We start from the raw sequence: 16,373 nt of genomic DNA, 5'->3' as shown, positions 1-16,373 counted from the left end.
GCTAGCCCTTGAGCGGGTCGGCCACGGTGATCTTGCCGGCCACGATGTCGTCGCGCGCCTGCTTGACCTTGGCGATCACCTCGGGGCTGTCGGCGATGGTGCAGCCCGAGGAGGCCACGTCGTCCTCCAGCGCGTTGACGCCCACGCCGCCCTCGGCCAGGCCGTAGACCTTGACGCCGCCGTTCTTGCCCTCGGCGATCTCCTTGATCGCGGCGACGGTGGCCACGTCCACGTGCTTGAGCACGTTGTCGATGATGTTGCCCGCGCTCGACGCGCACTGGTTGACGTCCACGCCGAACGCCTTCGCGCCCGAGGCCCCGACCGCCTCGAAGACACCCTGGTTGCCGCCCGAGGCCGCGGCCGAGACGATGTCGGCGCCGCGCCCGGTGAGCGTCTGCGCCTGCGACTTGGCCCGCGCCGGGTCGCTGAAGGGGTTGTTGCCGCCCACGTAGAGCGGGGTCCCGGTGACGCCCGCCTTGACCGAGGTGGCGCCGGCGAAGAACGGGTCGATCCACCGGTGCACGAACGGCGAGTCGATGGCCGCCACGACGCCGATCTTGTCGCTCTTGGTGAGCAGCCCGGCCTCGATGCCGGCCAGGTAGGCCGCCTCGTGCTCCTTGAACGACACGCACGCCAGGTTGGCCGCCTGGTCCTTGGCACAGGAGTCGACCTGCAGGAACTGCTGCTCCGGGTGCTGCTTGGGCACGGTGTTGAAGACGTCGTCGAAGGAGAAGCTGATGCCCACGATGACGGTCGGCTTGGCGCGGACCGCCGCGTCGACGTTCTGCGCGATGCTGGTCGGGTCCTTGCTCTCGTAGAGCTTGAAGGACGCGCCGATCTCCTTGGCGGCAGCCTCGGCGCCCTTGACGCCGAGCTGGAGGAAGCTGTTGGTGCCCACCGGGTTGGGCGTGATCAGGATGATCGACTTGTCGGAGGAGGCGGGGGCGGCGGAACCGCCTGAGCCGTCCGCACCCTGACCGCCGCACGCGGCGAGGGTGAGGAGCGCGGCGGCAGTGGTGAGCGCTGGGGAGATTCGCATGGTTCCTGGTTCTGTCTGCCGGAGGGGGCGTGTACCACCGGGGCTGTCCATCCTGGTGGGCGAGTATATCTCCATATTTCCGACAGGAACAACCTGGTTTGTCACTTTTCGGACGTCCATATCGTACGGTCCGTGACAGGGCCTATGTCCCTCGGGCCTCGGCTGCGGGACGCGGCGAACCACCCCGCTATGTCTTGGGGGGCGTGGGGAAGGCCTCGGGACCGGCCAGGCCGGTGCTCTCCAGGAGACGCTGGTGGTTCAGCACTGCCGCGTTGCAGGCTTCGGCGAAGCGCCGGATCAGCGTGTTCTGGGTGCTGCCGCGCACCGCGCCGATCAGCGCGAAGATCTGCCCGTGCGCCAGGCGCAGCCACTTCACGTAGGTGACGTCGTACGACCTGCCCGACCGGCCGGAGATGTCGGCCATCCATTCCTGCTGGGTGTCGGTCGGCCGGACCGGCAGCTGGATCTCCAGCTTGGTGGCCAGGGCGCGGGCCTGCTCGTCCAGCCCGTGGTGCTGCTCGGCGATCTCCTCGCTGATCGTCCGGATCCGGGCGCTGTCGCCCCGTTGCATGGCCTGCTGGGCGATGGTCATCTCCCACAGGGTGGCCAGCCGTACCTTCTTGACCAGGTCACGGTCGGCGGCCGACAGCGGGCCCCACTTGGTCTGCCAGGTGCTGTCGTCGGCCTCGGCGCCGGCCGTGGGCGTCGCCGACTCCGCGGGAGGGTCGAGGTCCAGGTCCGGGAGGCTGGTCGCGGGCGGGGCGGTTCCCACGGTGACGACGTTCGTCGTGCCGGTGGGCTGAGGACGGAGCCCGCAGGCGCCGACGGCCACGAGGGCGGCGCAGGCGGCGATGAGAACGGGACGGCCACGTGGAGGTCGCACTGCCGTCAGCCCCTTCCGGATGGTCGGATGCGGCCAGCCAGCCACTGGTGGTCACCAGGAGATACGCGGCGCCGGGCGGAGCGGTTCACGGCGGCCCGCCGACGCCGCCAGCCGGGCGCCGGAGGATTCGGTGTCCGTGGGGCATCGCGGCGGAGGCCGTGGTGGCGCACAATGGACCCGGTCGGCCTAGGAGGCTCCTGTGAGCAAGCGATCGCGCGGGCGACGCATGCTCACCATCGGCCGGCCCCCGGCCTCGGTCCGGGAGAGCCCCACGGTCCCGCCGCCCGGCGAGGTGACCAGGACGCCCGTGCCCGGCCGGCTCTGGCCAGAGTTCGTCCGTCCAGATGGGACCATCGTGGAGGGATTTATCCCGTTAGGTGTAGTGCCCCAGCAGGACGGATTGTGATGTCAGATTCAGAGTTCCCCCTCGTCCAGTTCATGCGAGAGGGCTTCGACCCGGTGGCGGAGCTCGCTCGCATCCGAACCGAGCAGCCGATCTTCCCCATGTCGATCCCCGGCGGCCAGACGGTCTATCTGGTCACCCGCTACCACGACGTGCGGAACGTGCTCGGCGACCACGAGCGCTTCAGCAACGACTTCGGCAACGTGATCGGGCTGGGCTCCAACCAGGAGGACCCGGGCGGCCTCGGCTTCCGCGACCCGCCCGAGCACACCAGGCTGCGCAAGTACCTCACCCCCGAGTTCACCATGCGACGGCTGCGCCGGCTGGAGCCGCGCATCGAGGCCATGGTCGAGGAGTACCTGGACAAGATGGAGGCCAAGGGCTCCCCGGCCGACCTGGTGGAGTCGTTCGCGCTGCCCATCCCGTCGCTCGTGGTCTGCGAACTGCTCGGCGTGCCGTACGAGGAGCGGGCCGACTTCATGAAGCTCAGCGTCGACCGCTTCGACTTCACGGCCGGGCCCGAGGCGTCGCTGCAGGCGGTCAATGACGCGATGGCCTACCTCATCGACCTGGTCGCCCGCGAGCGGCTGAACCCCGGCGACGGGCTGCTCGGCCAGCTGCTGCGCGACCACGGTGACGAGCTCGACGACCGGACCCTGGCCAGCATGGCCGACGGCATCCTGACCGGCGGCCACGACACCAGCACCAGCATGCTCGCGCTCGGCACCCTCTGGATGATGGAGAACCCCGAGCAGGCGGCCAAGGTGCGCGAGGTCGACGGCTACGTCGTCGAGGTGGTCGAGGAGCTGCTGCGCTACATGACGGTCGTGCAGGTGGCCTTCCCGCGCTTCGCCCGCGAGGACCTGGAGCTGGAGGGACAGCCCATCAAGAAGGGCGAGTTGGTGCTCTGCTCGCTGATCGGCGCCAACCGCGACCCCAGCCTCGGCGACGACATAGACGAGGTCAAGCCCTATCGGGCCACGGTGGGCTCGCACCTGTCGTTCGGCCACGGGATCCACCGGTGTGTCGGCGCACCGCTGGCCCAGATGGAGATGCGCATCGCCTTCCCCGCGCTGCTGCGCCGCTTCCCTGACCTCCACGTCGCGGGCGAGGTGCCGTTCCGGCCGCTCTCGATCGTCTACGGCGTGGAGAAGCTACCGGTCGCGTGGTAATCCGGCTACGTTCTCAAGTGTGAACGAGCCCGCCATCGACCTGACCGCGATCAGCGCCGTCGTGTTCGACACCGACGGCGTGGTGACCGACACCGCCCGAGGGCACGCGGCCGCCTGGAAACACGTGTTCGACGCCTTTCTGCGCGGCCGCTCGGCGGCGCCCTTCGACATCCGGGCCGACTACCTCCAGCATGTCGACGGGCGGCCACGCCTCGACGGCGTCCGCACCTTCCTGGCCTCACGCGGCATCGACCTGCCCGAGGGCGGCCCCGACGACGAGCCGGGCGCGCCCACCGTCCACGGGCTCGGCCTGGCCAAGGACCACCTCTTCCTGGCCCAGGTGGACAAGTACGGCGTGGCGGCGTTCCCGTCCACCGTGGCGCTCCTCCACGAGCTGCGCCGCCGTGGCGCGCGCGTCGCGGGCGTCTCGGCCAGCCTGCACGCCCGCAGGCTGGTCACCTCGGCGGGCGTGGCCCACCTGTTCGACCTGCTGGTCGACGGCAACGACGCGGCCCTGATGCACCTGCCGGGCAAACCCGACCCGGCGCTGTTCCTGGAGGCCGTCCGCCGGCTGGCCCTGCCCGCGGCCAGGGCGGCCGTGGTGGAGGCGGCCCTGCCGGGCATCGAGGCCGGCCGGAAGGGCGGATTCGGCCTGGTGATCGCCGTCGACAAGGACGGCGCCGCCGCGGAGCTGCGCGAGCACGGCGCCGACCTGGTGGTGACCGATCTCGGCGAGCTCGCCGTGCGCGGCAGGGTCCTGCCCATGAGGTCCTGACCCTGACGTTTTGACCTTGACGTCCTAACCTTGAGCCCGTGACGGTGCTCATCGATCCTCCGCACTGGCCGGGGCCGCGCGGACTTATGTGGTCGCACCTGGTCAGCGACCACTCCCTGGACGAGCTGCACGCCTTCGCCGGGCGGCTCGGCATGCCGGTGCGGGCCTTCGACCGCGACCACTACGACGTGCCCGAGACCGTCCACCGGATGGCGGTCGACCTGGGGGCCGAGGCGGTCAGCTCGCGCGAGCTACTGCACCGCCTGATCGACGCCGGGCTGCGCCGCCGCAAGCGCCGCTAGCTCGCCGCCCAGGTTGGCCCGGGCCGCCGCCTCCCACAGCGCGTACGCCTCGGGGGTGCGGTAGAGCCGAGGCGTGGCCAGCAGCCGGCGCAGCACCTCGGCCCGCCCCTGCCTGAACAGCTCGGCGGGCACGTGCGCGTACTCCTGCCGGATCCTGGCCGCGTAGTTGTCGTAGCCAGGCCCGGCCAGCACCGCCAGGTCGGCGTCGCACAGCACCTCGCCGTCGCGGTCGCCCGGGACCAGCCGGTCGTGCGCGGCCGTCAGCCGCACCAGCCGGGCGACCTCGGCGACCCGGGCGGCCGGCACGCCGCAGCGGGGGAGTCTCGACTCGGCCAGCTGGGCGCTGCGCTCCTCGTCGCGGCCGGGCCGGCCGTCGTAGACGGCGTCGTGGAACCAGGCGGCCAGCCGCACCGCCGCCGGGTCGTCGGCGGCGCCGGCCAGCCGGTCGATCGCGGTGAGCACGACGGCCAGGTGCTCCAGCGTGTGGTAGCGCCGATGCGGCTCCGACCATCGGGCGACCAGCTCGGCCCCGACCGCCTCGGCCGCCCGCGACCGCCCCGCCACCGCGCGCCAGCTCGTCAGCATGGCTCCCACGATAGAGCCGCGACGCGCCCGCCCATCCGGGGGCGCCCGAGGTCGGCCCGCCGTCCCGCGGCCGCGCCGTCCCGGTAGCCGGTGCCGCTGGTGCGCGGGACGCTCATCCGTACCCTCGGGTAGTGGGCCGCCACTGCCCGTTCCACCTCCGCCCGCCGGTCGGCCAGCACCAGCGCGGTGCCCGCCGCGGGCGCCTCGGCCTCCGCCCGCCTCTCCGCCTCGCACAGCAGCCGGTACACCTCGTCCGCGAAGCCGAGCAGCCACGACCGGCGGTAGGCCCGGGCCGAGACCGCGTCCCGCGGCGGGCGTACCCCGGCCAGTCCGGAGGCCATCTGCAGCAGCAGTGACGTCGCCAGCACGTCGGCGCGTTCCAGGTCGGCGGCGAAGCCGAAGACGTGCACCCGCTGCCCGCCGCCGTCCGCGGCGGACGCGCCGATGAGCAGCGGGCGGCAGCGCACCGCCTGCGCCACCAGGCTGACCAGCCGGGCCTTCTCCCTGGCCCAGGGAGCGCTCAGCGTCACGATGCGGTCGCCAGGGACCTGACGGCCCGAGCCGGGGGCGGGGGCGAGGGTGTCGATGCCGTGCTTGGCCATCAGGGCGGACGCCGCCGCCATGAACGTGGCCCGCTCATGCTTGTTGTCGGTGCGCTCGGCCTTGGCCAGCAGTTTCCTGACCCGTTCGAGCGTGCGTTCCCTCATCGGGACTTGGTCAGCACCCGCCCGTCGTCGGCGATGGCCGGGAAGGCGCCGGTGTCGACGATGCCGTGCTGGTGGTACAGCGCCTCGATCAGGGCGTGGGCGGCGGGTTCCAGCTTCCACAGCGCGCGGTACTCGCGGGCGGTGGACAGCGAGAGGCCGATCTCCTGGGCGATGTCGACCGTGCGCGGCACGATGCCCTTGGCGATCTGCCGGTCCCAGTAGTCGCGCGCCGCCCGCATGAGCGCCGCCCGCTGTGCGGTGTCCACGACCTGCGGGGCCCGGTCGAGCACCTCGACGTCCTCGTCCTCGTCGTCCACCAGCTCGGCGAGCGCCGGGGGAAGCGCCGGGCGGGCCGGCACCGGGTGGTGGTCGGCGGTGGGCTCCCAGGGCACGCGCGGGTCGGCGTCGATGAGCGCGGAGGTGTTGTAGAGGGCGGCGATCTGGGCCAGCAGCGCCTCCTGGCGGCCCGGGTCGACGGCCAGGCCGGTGTGCTCGACCGCCTGGTCCATGGCCTTGTCCAGCCGGGCCAGCGCGGCGCGCATCTTGCGTTCGGGGGCGCCGCCCTCGCGCAGCGCCTTGGCCTTCTTGGCGGCCAGCGCGACGCGGGTGAGCCGCCGGTGCGCGTCGACCTCGCTCGCGGTGCGGTCGCTCACCTCGGCCAGGCCCATCCGCACCATCAGCCGCTCGGGGGTGAGCCGCCAGTTGATGCGGCCGGTGCCCCTGATGCGGTGGCGCTCGATGGCCATGCCGCGCTCCCACAGCCAGGCGGCCACGAGCGGCGCCGCGAGCCGGAACAGCGCCTCGGGCAGGCTGCGCGCGTCCATGCTGGACAGCACCGCGGTCAGGCAGGTCAGCGCCCACACGGCGATGCCGTCGATGCCGGCGGAGAAGTTCTCCCGCATGTTGCGGCGGGCGCGTACGGCCGAGGTGATGATCGCGACCTCGATGAACGCGAACAGCAGCAGCCGCAGCGGGCCGTCGAGCCCGAGAACGTCGCCGGAGAAGCGCCACATGCCCTGCGCGGACACGCCCGTCGCGATGGAGGCGGCCACGATGGTGAGCACGTCCTCGATGGGACGGGGTGCGACGTAGCGGGTGAACAGGAAGGCCCCGGCCCGCCAGGCGATCCTGAGCAACAGGAACGCGAGCACGAGCGAGGCCAGGCCCAGCAGGGCGATGACAGCGGTGGCGAACGGCTTCTCGGTGACGAAGGCGGCTATCTCGTCGAATGTGGGCATCAGTCACTATCCGTGAGGATCGAACTCCGGCTGTATAACGACGAGATCATTGCAGACTGTTGGCATCTTGTATGCCAAACAGCCGCTCCAGCCCCGTTTTGCCCAGCTTTATCGCACTCGTTTTTCATCCCAAGGCGGCTGAAACGAGGGACCGCGCCTCCTCCTGGACCTTCGCCAGATGCTCCGGACCCCGGAACGACTCGGCGTAGATCTTGTACACGTCCTCGGTCCCCGACGGCCGGGCCGCGAACCAGGCGCTCCGCGTGGACACCCTGACCCCGCCCAGCGGAGCCCCGTTGCCCGGCGCCGACGTCAGCACCGAGGTGATCGGCTCGCCGGCCAGGCTGGTCGCGGTCACCTGCTCGGCCGACAGCCGCGCGAGCACCGCCTTCTCCTCGCGACCGGCCGGCGCGTCGACCCGGGCGTAGGCGGGCTCGCCGAAGCGGGCCGTCAGCTCGCGGTAGCGGGCGCTCGGCGACTCGCCCGTGACGGCCAGGATCTCCGAGGCCAGCAGCGCCAAGATGATGCCGTCCTTGTCGGTGGTCCACACCGAGCCGTCGCGGCGCAGGAACGACGCCCCGGCGCTCTCCTCGCCGCCGAAACCCAGCGAGCCGTCGAGCAGGCCGGGCACGAACCACTTGAACCCCACCGGCACCTCGTACAGCCGGCGGCCCAGCGACTCGGTGACCAGGTCGATGATCCGGCTGCTGACCATCGTCTTGCCCACCCCGGCGCCCGCGGGCCAGCCGTCACGGTGCGCGTAGAGGTAGGAGATCGCCACGGCGAGGTAGTGGTTGGGGTTCATCAGCCCGTCGGGCGTCACGATGCCGTGCCGATCGGAGTCGGCGTCGTTGCCCGTGGCGATGTCGTAGGTGTCGCGGCCGGCGATCAGGGAGGCCATCGCGTACGCCGACGAGCAGTCCATCCGGATCCTGCCGTCCCAGTCGAGCGTCATGAACCGCCACGTCGGGTCCACCAGCGGGTTGACCACGGTCAGGTCGAGCCGGTGCCGCTCGGCGATCTCCCCCCAGTAGGCCACGGAGGCCCCGCCCAGCGGGTCGGCCCCGATGCGCACCCCGGCCGACCGGATCGCGTCGAGGTCGACCACCGAGGGCAGGTCGTCGACGTAGCGGCCGAGGAAGTCGTGGCGGCCCGCCGCCCGCAGCGCCCTGGCGTAGGGGACGCGGCGCACCCCCGCGAGGCCGGCCGCCAGCAGCTCGTTGGCGCGGTCCTGGATCCACGTCGTGGCCTCGGTGCCGGCCGGCCCGCCGTCCGGCGGGTTGTACTTGAAGCCCCCGTCACGCGGCGGGTTGTGCGAGGGCGTGACCACCACGCCGTCGGCCAGCCCGGACTCGCGGCCGCGGTTGTGGGCGAGGATGGCGTGCGAGACGGCCGGGGTGGGCGTGTAGCCGTCACGCGAGTCGACGACCACGCTCACGTCGTTGGCCGCGAACACCTCCAGCGCCGACACGCGGGCGGGCTCGGACAGCGCGTGCGTGTCGGCGCCCAGGAACAGCGGCCCGTCGGTGCCCCGCGCGGCGCGGTATTCGCAGATCGCCTGGCTCGTGGCCAGGATGTGGTCCTCGTTGAACGCGGTGTCGAGCGACGACCCCCGGTGCCCGGAGGTGCCGAACGCCACCCGCTGGCCCACCTCGCCCGGATCGGGGTGGAGCGCGTAGTAGGCCGTGACCAGCCTGGGGACGTCGGCCAGGTCGGCCGGCCCGGCCGGCTGTCCAGCGCGCTCGTGACTCATGGGTCCCACCCTACAAAGCGCGTTCGGCGAGGCCCGCCGGAGATCGCCGTGTCGGGCCGGGGCCGCCGGCTCGGCCGGGGTTAGACTCGCCGTGACCCCAAAACTAGAATGGAGTTCGGTGGACATGCGAATCGGACTGCTGCTCAACGAGCCCACGGGCTCCGAGCCGTTCGGCGAACTGCGCGACGCCATCGCCGCCGCGCACGCCGACGGTTTCGCGTCCGGCTGGATGTCGCACATCTTCGGCCTCGACGCCCTCACCGCGCTGGCCGTCGCGGGCAGCCAGGCGCCGGGGATGGAGCTCGGCACCGGCGTCGTCCCGACCTACCCGCGCCACCCGGCCGCGCTCGCCCAGCAGGCGATGACGGTCAACGCGGCGCTCGGCGGCCGGCTCACGCTCGGCATCGGCCTGTCCCACCAGATCGTGATCGAGAACATGTTCGGCTACAGCTTCGACCGGCCCGCCAGGCACATGAAGGAGTACCTCGACATCCTGCTGCCCGCGATCCGCGGCGAGCACGTGCGAGCCGAGGGCGAGACCCTCAAGGCCGACATCCGGCTCAGCACGCCCGGAGCCGGCCCGCAGGTGCTGCTCGCCGCCCTGGCTCCGCGCATGCTCAAGCTGGCCGGCGCCAGGGCCGACGGCACCATCCTCTGGATGACCGGCCCCAGGACGGTCGCCGAGCACATCGCGCCCGCCATCACCGCCGCCGCCGAGGAGGCCGGCCGCGGCCGGCCGCGCATCGTCTGCACGCTGCCGATCTGCGTCACGGACGATCCGGCCGCCGCCAGGGCGCGCGCCGCGGAGGTCTTCGCGATGTACGGGCAGCTGCCCTCCTACCGGGCCATGCTCGACCGCGAGGGCGCGGCCGGCCCCGGGGACGTGGCGATCGTCGGCGACGAGGAGAGCGTGCGCGCCCAGATCGACACGCTGGCCAAGGCCGGCGTCACCGACTTCGTGGCCGCCCCCTACTCCAAGCGGGAGCGCACCAGGGAGCTGCTGAAGCAACTGCTCTGACCGGCGCGTCGGGGGCCTGATCGGGAGGCATCCGAATAAACTCCCGCAAGGTGAAGCGCTTGCTGCAAGGCATAGACGTGTCCAACTGGCAGGGCTCCGTTGACTGGTCCGCGCACGCCCGCGCCGGGGTCGCCTTCGCCTTCGCCAAGGCGACCGAGGGCGGCGACTACGTCGATCGCTTCTTCGCCCGCAACTGGGAGGGCATGCGGGAGAACTGGATCGTCTGCGGCGCCTACCACTTCGCCCGCCCCAAGGGAGACCCCGTCGAGGGAGCGCGCAGCTTCCTGCGCACGATCACCCTGGCCGGCGGGCTGCGCCGCGGCGACCTGGTCGCGATCGACCTGGAGACGACCGACGGGCTGCGGCCCGAACAGGTCGCCCGGCACGCCCGCCGCTGGTGCCACTACGTCGAGCGGCACGGCGGGGTGCGGCCGCTCGTCTACACCTACCAGTCCTTCGCCCGCTCGGGCGCCTGCGCCGGCCTCGGCGAGTATCCGCTGTGGATCGCGAGCCCCGACCAGCCGCGCGGCGAGCCCATGGTGCCGGGGCCGTGGACCGAGTGGACGATCCACCAATATTCCAACAGCCCCGTCGACCGCAACGTCTTCGACGGCACCCGCCAAGCACTGACCAGGTTGGGGTTTCACAAGCGATAGCATCGATAACCACCATCGACGAATCCGACCCCAGGGAGTCACCGTGTCAGCCGAGCTACGCATCACCCTCGCCGGAGCCGAGCGTGTGGTCGCGGCCGGCACGACGGCCGGTGACGCGCTCCAGGCGGACGGTCGCTCCGTCATCGCGGCCCGGGTCAACGGCGAGCCGCGCGACCTGGCCGCCCCGCTCGCCGACGGCGACGCGGTCGAGCCGATCGAGGTCTCCAGCGACGAGGGCAGGGCGATCGTCCGCCACTCCACCGCCCACGTCATGGCGCAGGCGGTGCAGGAGCTGTTCCCCGAGGCCAGGCTGGGCATCGGCCCGCCGGTCGACAACGGCTTCTACTACGACTTCGACGTGGCGCAGCCGTTCCACCCCGACGACCTCAAGCGCGTCGAGAAGCGCATGCGCGAGATCGTCAAGCAGGGGCAGCTGTTCTCCCGCCGGGCCGTCACCGACGACGAGGCCCGCGAGGAGCTGGCCGGCGAGCCGTACAAACTGGAGCTGATCGGGCTCAAGGGCGGCGGCGCCGACGCCGAGGAGAGCGTGGAGGTCGGCGAGGGTCAGCTGACCATCTACGACAACCTCGACCCCAAGTCCGGCGAGCTGTGCTGGAAGGACCTGTGCCGCGGCCCGCACGTGCCGTCCACCCGGTCCATCCCGGCGTTCAAGCTGATGCGCACCGGCGGCGCCTACTGGCGCGGCAGCGAGAAGAACCCCCAGCTGCAGCGCATCTACGGCACCGCCTGGGAGTCACGCGACAAGCAGGACGAATACCTCAAGCTGCTGGAGGAGGCCGAGAAGCGCGACCACCGCAAGCTGGGCGCCGAGCTCGACCTGTTCAGCTTCCCGCCCGAGCTGGGCAGCGGGCTGCCGGTCTTCCATCCCAAGGGCGGGATCATCCGCAAGGAGATGGAAGACTACATGCGCCGCCGGCAGGGCGAGGCGGGCTACGAGTTCGTCAACACCCCGCACATCACCAAGTCGCAGCTGTTCGAGACCTCCGGGCACCTGCCGTGGTACGCCGAGGACATGTTCCCGCCCTTCGAGCTGGAGGGCGTCGAATACCGCGTCAAGCCGATGAACTGCCCGATGCACAACCTGATCTTCCGGGCGCGCGGGCGCTCCTATCGCGAGCTGCCGCTGCGGCTGTGCGAGTTCGGCTCCGTCTACCGTTACGAGAAGTCCGGCGTGGTGCACGGCCTGACCCGGGTGCGCGGCATGACGCAGGACGACTCGCACATCTACTGCACCAGGGAGCAGATGGGCGGCGAGCTGAAGAGCCTGCTCGCCTTCGTGCTGAGCGTGCTGCGCGACTTCGGCCTGTCGGAGTTCTACCTGGAGCTGTCCACCCGCGACGAGTCCGAGAAGTTCATCGGCGACCCGGCCGACTGGGACGAGGCCACCGAGGCGCTGCGCCAGGCGGCCGAGGAGTCCGGGCTCGAGCTGGTGCACGACCCGGGCGGCGCCGCCTTCTACGGGCCGAAGATCTCGGTCCAGGCCAAGGACGCCATCGGCCGCACCTGGCAGCTGTCCACCATTCAGCTCGACCTCAACCAGCCCAAGCGGTTCGAGCTCGAATACCAGGCGGCCGACGGCAGCCGCCAGACGCCCGTCATGATCCACCGGGCGCTGTTCGGCTCGATCGAGCGCTTCCTCGGGGTGCTCACCGAGCACTACGCCGGCGCCTTCCCGCCCTGGCTGGCCCCGGTGCAGGTGGTCGGCATCCCGATCGCCGACGCCCATGCCCCTTATCTGCAGGACGTGGCCAAGCGGCTGCGCGAGCGCGGCATCAGGGTCGAGGTCGACACCGCCGACGACCGCATGCAGAAGAAGATCCGCAACGCGCAGAAGTCCAAGGTCCCGTTCATGCTGCTGGCCGGCGACGACGACATCGCCAACGGCGCGGTGTCCTTCCGCTACCGCAGCGGCGAGCAGAAGAACGGTGTGCCGGTCGACCAGGCGATCTCCGAGATCGTCGACGCGGTCGAGCGCCGCACACAGGTCTGATCTTTCGCGTGCGGCGGAGCGGGGATCCGCTCCGCCGCACCTCGCGTCACTTCGCCAGGGGTTGTCCCTGCTTGTCGTTGAACTTGCCGATCAGGATCATGATGAAGTCGATCAGCACCCAGACGCCGAGGCCGCCCAGGGTGACGATCATCAGGATGCCGGTGCCGATCTTGCCCACGTAGAACCGGTGCACGCCGAGCGCGCCCAGGAAGAAGCAGAGCAAGACGGCCACGAGCCACGACTTGGCCATGGAATGTCCCTTCGATTTCAGGAGGTGGGCCGGGTGGCACACGTGGGCCGCCCGGCCGGCTTGGACCGCGGGGATGATCACCGCAGCGCCTGAACCTAGCAGCCACCGGCCGACTCGTCAGCGAATCGGCGCTATGTCTGGACAATGCGTCCAATAACGCCAAATGCGACCTCAGGGGCCAGGTGGGCGAATTGCGACCTCTGTCAGCTGTGTCCTCCCTGGGAGCCGTCATGAGATCCGTTGGTGCTCGCGTCCGATAGGAGCGCTGCGGATCACCGCCACTGCCCGCCGCAGTGGCGGCCTACCTGGCCGATGCGGCGCCAAGACCCGGCTCGCCCGGCGATGGAGGCAGGGGAACGCTACTGTCTTGCCGCCGAGGGCCGCACCCCCGAGGATGGTCACCGCGCGGGTCCGGAGGGTCGAGGGTCTGGCCATGCGCGGGCAGCCCTGGTGATCCCCGCTGACGGATCGATGCCATGGCGGGAGGCCTTCCCGAAAGAGGATGGTGCATGAAGGTGAGGATGCGGCTCTGGGTCGGCGCGGGCGGTGCGGCCATCTTCAGCGTCGCTGTGGGTGTCGCGATCAACGAGGGCACGGACGGCACGGCCTGGCACTGGGGCTGGCTGGCGGCCGCGCTGGTCGCCGCTCTGGGGTACGTCGGCTGGGAGCGGTGGAGAGGGCGTCCCGGACCGATCGGCAGGCTGCTCGTGGCTGACTCCAAGGGGCGCCCGCTGCCTGTCAGTGAGGTGCCCGGTTGGTGTTGGGGCATGAGCGAATCTCGGTTCGCCGCGGATGGAGAGGCTCCGCACATCGCTCGGGCGTTCGACGCTGAGCTGGTTGACGCGCTCGACGACGCGGCGGCTGGGACAGGGGCGCGGTTGATCGTGGTCCAGGGCGAACGTCTGGCCGGCTCGACCCATGCCCTGGCCCATGCCGTACGCGGCCGGCTGCCGGACTGGCGGTTGGCCTGTTTCGTGGACGACCCTCGGGCTGCCCTGCCTGACCTGCTCGGCCAAGCCGCAGCCTGGCTCACTCCCAAGGCGGGGGTGGTGGTGTGGCTGGACGCGGTTCGCCCGGATCGGCTCGCCGAGTTCACCCCTTCCCTGCTGGCGGAGCTACCGCCGCGGCTGGTGGTGACCGCCACCCTGCACACCGAGGATGTCGTCAACGCCGACGGCGACCCCGCCGCCCGCCTGGCCTCGCACGTGCCCGGCTTGCTGCGCGCATGTGCCGTCCACCTGACCCTGGGCCTGTTGACCAGGGAGGAACGCGACCGGATCGCAGCCGAGCCCGCCTACAGGGCGCTCCGGCCGGCACTGGCGGATCAGTCGGCCGACCTTCTCATCGGCCGGTTGATGATCTCTTTGGACAAAGTACGGCAGGCGCTCGCACTCGGCACCGCCGAGCAGGCGGCCGACCGGGTCGCGGTGCTGCGGGCGGCGACCGACTGGTATCGGGCGCAGATGCCGGCCAGGCTCACCAAGAAGGCATTACAGCAGCTCTGGAGGGGCTACCGGCTGCACCTCGGCGAGCTGTCGCCCCGCACGCGATTACCGGCCGGCGCCTTCGACCGCGCTCTGGCGTGGGCGCTGGCCCCAGGGGGCGCGGCAAGGCCCCAGCTCCTGTCCCTCGACCGGATCTACCGGCCCCATCCCCTGCTGGAGATCATCGCCGCGGAGACCGGGCGGGACGGCTGGGCCATCGGGGCGCCACTATGGGACTATGCCAGGGGCCATCTCACCCCCGACGACTTGCGCAAGCTCGCCTACACCGCCCTTGACCAGGGTCACCCGGCAGTGGCGGCGGACCTGCTGGCCGACGCCCCCCTCACGGATCTCCCGGCAGAGGTTTCGTTCCGGATCGCCGAGGCACTCACCGAGACCGGCGAGGCGATCGGGTGGTACAAGAGGGTACTCGACACGGAGGACGCGGACCGCGCGTGCAGGGCGATGTTCCGCATCGGCGAGCTCGAGGCCGGGCGGCAGCGGATGCCCGAGGCGCGGCACTGGTTCGAGCGCGCGGCCGACTCCGTCCACCCCGAGGTGGCGGTTCTCGCCGCGGGCAAGCTCGGCCAACTGGACCGTGACGAGGGCGACATCACAGGCGCGCGAAGGTGGTTGACCCGGGTCGCGGAGTCCGGCCATCCCGATCACGGCCCCGCCGGGATGATCGAGCTTGCCTTACTGGAGGAGTCGGATGGAAAGGGCCGGGAAGCGCGGCGCTGGCTGCGGGCCGCGTTCAGCACCGAACATCCTGACCACCGCCCGCGTGCGATGGTGGAGTTCGGCCGCATGGAGATGGAGGAGCGTCGCTACCCAAAGGCCATACGGTGGCTCAAGGACGCGTCGGCGACGGGCCACCCCCGGTACGGCGTGCGGGCCACCCTGCACCTGGCGCGCGCATACTACGAAACGGGCCAGCCGCACCACGCGGAACGGCTGTTGAGGACGATAGTGGACAGCGACGACCCCGACATGGGGCCGGCGGCGATGGTGAATCTGGGCATCATGCTGCACTCCAGCGGTCGCGTCAGCGAAGCGGCCGCCCTTTGGGAGAGAGCGCTGGCCACCGGTCATCCCGACGAGGTCCCGGCGGCGATGAGCAACCTCGCTCTCGTTGAGGCGACCTGGGGAAACCTCCCCGAGGCGCGGCGCCTGTATCACCGGGTCGTCGAGTCCGGCCATCGCAACCACGCACCTACCGCGATGGTGAGTCTGGGGAAGCTGGAGGAGGAGCAGCGGCCCGATCAGGCGCGCCACTGGTTGACACGTGCGATCGACACCGGACACCGCGAGCAGGGACCTGTGGCGATGATCTCGCTGGCCTTCCTGGAACGGCGGCAGGGACGCGTGGCGAAGGCACGGGCGCTTCTCAAGCGCGCTGTCGCGACCGGGCATCCGGAATACGCCGCAGACGCCCGGCGCCTGCTCAGGAAGCTCGGCGGAGCCGACGCCGTTCAGTAGGGGCTCGCAGAGCGACAAGCCGTAGCTTGCCGGCGTCGCCTCTAGAAGGGGTCCTGCTCGGGCGGGTCCGCGGCGGGACGGGCCTCGCCGGGACGGGCCTCGCCGGGCAGGCGGACGTCGTCGACCGTGACGTTGACCTCGGTGACCCGCATGCCCAGCATGCGGCTGACGCTCCTGGCCACGTTGGTCTTGACCTCCGAGGCCACCTCCATGACCACGTGGCCGTACTCGACCACGATGGTGAGGTCCACGGCCACCTGGCCGTCCTGGATGTCGGCGCTCACGCCCTGGGTGCCGCGCCGGGAGCCGACGCCGATGCGGTCGCGCACGGCTTCGAAGACGCGAGCCAGGTCGCCGCCCATGTCCGCGACCCCGGCCACCTCCAGCGCGGCGAGCGCGGCCACCTTCTCCACCACCTCGTCGGCCACCTTGATCCGCCCCTTCACGAGTGGGGCGGCGGCGGACGGCTCGGCGGAGAGCGGGAAGGCGGCCGGGGCGGCCGGGGCGGGCTGGTCGTGGGAGCCGGTCGTCGCGTCGTCACCGCCGGCCGTGTGGGGGGCGTCGGGGGCGTTCGCGTCGGCTGGCGCGGAGTGCTCGGCTACGGTGTCGGACATCGCT

At 71.4% G+C, this 16,373-nt stretch carries 15 protein-coding genes; 7 read left to right on the top strand and 8 right to left on the bottom strand.

Annotated elements, in window-relative coordinates; genetic code table 11:
- Position 1 precedes the first annotated feature (1 nt).
- Positions 2-1,039, bottom strand: coding sequence for a BMP family ABC transporter substrate-binding protein (locus tag AC5L3X_RS22170; protein WP_494859254.1), 1,038 nt, complete (start codon positions 1,037-1,039; stop codon positions 2-4).
- 187 nt (positions 1,040-1,226) lie between these two features.
- On the bottom strand, positions 1,227-1,922 hold the full coding sequence (locus AC5L3X_RS22165; RefSeq protein WP_189125747.1) for a DUF4142 domain-containing protein: 696 nt from the start codon (positions 1,920-1,922) through the stop codon (positions 1,227-1,229).
- Between the two features lie 405 nt (positions 1,923-2,327).
- Here AC5L3X_RS22165 and AC5L3X_RS22160 point away from each other — a divergent pair, with 405 nt between their 5' ends.
- The 3 genes from AC5L3X_RS22160 to AC5L3X_RS22150 are packed head-to-tail and all read left to right on the top strand — an operon-like array spanning position 2,328 to position 4,574.
- Positions 2,328-3,497, top strand: coding sequence for a cytochrome P450 (locus AC5L3X_RS22160; RefSeq protein ID WP_494859252.1), 1,170 nt, complete (start codon positions 2,328-2,330; stop codon positions 3,495-3,497).
- A gap of 19 nt (positions 3,498-3,516) precedes the next feature.
- Positions 3,517-4,272 (top strand): HAD family hydrolase, encoded by a 756-nt coding sequence (locus tag AC5L3X_RS22155; protein WP_494859250.1) that lies wholly within the window; start codon positions 3,517-3,519, stop codon positions 4,270-4,272.
- A gap of 38 nt (positions 4,273-4,310) precedes the next feature.
- Entirely contained in the window at positions 4,311-4,574 is a 264-nt protein-coding gene (locus tag AC5L3X_RS22150; protein ID WP_189125744.1) for a DUF4031 domain-containing protein, read from the top strand.
- Here the strand turns inward: AC5L3X_RS22150 and AC5L3X_RS22145 are convergent.
- From AC5L3X_RS22145 to pgm, 4 genes are all read right to left on the bottom strand, one after another.
- Entirely contained in the window at positions 4,524-5,159 is a 636-nt protein-coding gene (locus AC5L3X_RS22145; RefSeq protein WP_494859248.1) for an HD domain-containing protein, read from the bottom strand. The two genes, AC5L3X_RS22150 and AC5L3X_RS22145, sit on opposite strands and share 51 nt — an antisense overlap.
- Complete coding sequence (locus AC5L3X_RS22140; protein ID WP_494859247.1) at positions 5,153-5,866, bottom strand: DUF2786 domain-containing protein; 714 nt, start codon at positions 5,864-5,866, stop codon at positions 5,153-5,155. The genes AC5L3X_RS22145 and AC5L3X_RS22140 overlap by 7 nt, the downstream gene beginning before the upstream one ends.
- Positions 5,863-7,104 (bottom strand): hypothetical protein, encoded by a 1,242-nt coding sequence (locus AC5L3X_RS22135; RefSeq protein WP_494859245.1) that lies wholly within the window; start codon positions 7,102-7,104, stop codon positions 5,863-5,865. Before AC5L3X_RS22135 ends, AC5L3X_RS22140 begins: the two co-directional genes overlap by 4 nt.
- Positions 7,105-7,228: 124 nt before the next feature.
- Complete coding sequence (gene pgm, locus AC5L3X_RS22130) at positions 7,229-8,857, bottom strand: phosphoglucomutase (alpha-D-glucose-1,6-bisphosphate-dependent) (RefSeq protein WP_494859243.1); 1,629 nt, start codon at positions 8,855-8,857, stop codon at positions 7,229-7,231.
- 124 nt (positions 8,858-8,981) lie between these two features.
- On the opposite strand from pgm, the gene AC5L3X_RS22125 reads away from it, so the two are divergent.
- Genes AC5L3X_RS22125 through thrS form a run of 3 tightly spaced genes read left to right on the top strand, consistent with a single transcriptional unit; the run spans position 8,982 to position 12,542 of the window.
- The gene (locus AC5L3X_RS22125; RefSeq protein WP_189125859.1) at positions 8,982-9,875 is read left to right on the top strand and encodes a TIGR03564 family F420-dependent LLM class oxidoreductase; all 894 of its coding nucleotides are present in this window, start codon (positions 8,982-8,984) and stop codon (positions 9,873-9,875) included.
- A gap of 59 nt (positions 9,876-9,934) precedes the next feature.
- A complete protein-coding gene (locus AC5L3X_RS22120) occupies positions 9,935-10,531 on the top strand; it encodes a glycoside hydrolase family 25 protein (RefSeq protein ID WP_189125739.1) in 597 nt (198 codons plus the stop codon).
- 43 nt (positions 10,532-10,574) lie between these two features.
- Positions 10,575-12,542, top strand: coding sequence for a threonine--tRNA ligase (gene thrS / locus AC5L3X_RS22115; protein WP_494859241.1), 1,968 nt, complete (start codon positions 10,575-10,577; stop codon positions 12,540-12,542).
- A gap of 46 nt (positions 12,543-12,588) precedes the next feature.
- Here the strand turns inward: thrS and AC5L3X_RS22110 are convergent, their stop codons facing one another.
- On the bottom strand, positions 12,589-12,792 hold the full coding sequence (locus AC5L3X_RS22110; protein WP_189125738.1) for a TM2 domain-containing protein: 204 nt from the start codon (positions 12,790-12,792) through the stop codon (positions 12,589-12,591).
- 509 nt (positions 12,793-13,301) lie between these two features.
- Here AC5L3X_RS22110 and AC5L3X_RS22105 point away from each other — a divergent pair.
- Positions 13,302-15,755 carry a tetratricopeptide repeat protein gene (locus AC5L3X_RS22105; RefSeq protein ID WP_494859240.1) on the top strand — a complete coding sequence of 818 codons (2,454 nt, stop codon included), beginning with the start codon at positions 13,302-13,304 and terminating at the stop codon, positions 15,753-15,755.
- A gap of 41 nt (positions 15,756-15,796) precedes the next feature.
- Here the strand turns inward: AC5L3X_RS22105 and AC5L3X_RS22100 are convergent, their stop codons facing one another.
- The gene (locus tag AC5L3X_RS22100) at positions 15,797-16,369 is read right to left on the bottom strand and encodes an Asp23/Gls24 family envelope stress response protein (protein ID WP_189125736.1); all 573 of its coding nucleotides are present in this window, start codon (positions 16,367-16,369) and stop codon (positions 15,797-15,799) included.
- Positions 16,370-16,373 lie beyond the last annotated feature (4 nt).

Source organism: Nonomuraea sp. CX421 (genome assembly GCF_059358955.1).
Note: the sequence above shows the minus strand (reverse complement) of the source record. Positions and strands in the feature narration are given on the sequence as shown.

Coding starts and splice junctions, on each gene's coding strand:
- AC5L3X_RS22170 (WP_494859254.1), bottom strand. CDS start 1,039: ATGCGAATCTCCCCAGCGCTCACCACTGCCGCCGCGCTCCTCACCCTC.
- AC5L3X_RS22160 (WP_494859252.1), top strand. CDS start 2,328: ATGTCAGATTCAGAGTTCCCCCTCGTCCAGTTCATGCGAGAGGGCTTC.
- AC5L3X_RS22145 (WP_494859248.1), bottom strand. CDS start 5,159: ATGCTGACGAGCTGGCGCGCGGTGGCGGGGCGGTCGCGGGCGGCCGAG.
- AC5L3X_RS22140 (WP_494859247.1), bottom strand. CDS start 5,866: ATGAGGGAACGCACGCTCGAACGGGTCAGGAAACTGCTGGCCAAGGCC.
- AC5L3X_RS22135 (WP_494859245.1), bottom strand. CDS start 7,104: ATGCCCACATTCGACGAGATAGCCGCCTTCGTCACCGAGAAGCCGTTC.
- pgm (WP_494859243.1), bottom strand. CDS start 8,857: ATGAGTCACGAGCGCGCTGGACAGCCGGCCGGGCCGGCCGACCTGGCC.
- AC5L3X_RS22125 (WP_189125859.1), top strand. CDS start 8,982: ATGCGAATCGGACTGCTGCTCAACGAGCCCACGGGCTCCGAGCCGTTC.
- AC5L3X_RS22110 (WP_189125738.1), bottom strand. CDS start 12,792: ATGGCCAAGTCGTGGCTCGTGGCCGTCTTGCTCTGCTTCTTCCTGGGC.
- AC5L3X_RS22105 (WP_494859240.1), top strand. CDS start 13,302: ATGAAGGTGAGGATGCGGCTCTGGGTCGGCGCGGGCGGTGCGGCCATC.
- AC5L3X_RS22100 (WP_189125736.1), bottom strand. CDS start 16,369: ATGTCCGACACCGTAGCCGAGCACTCCGCGCCAGCCGACGCGAACGCC.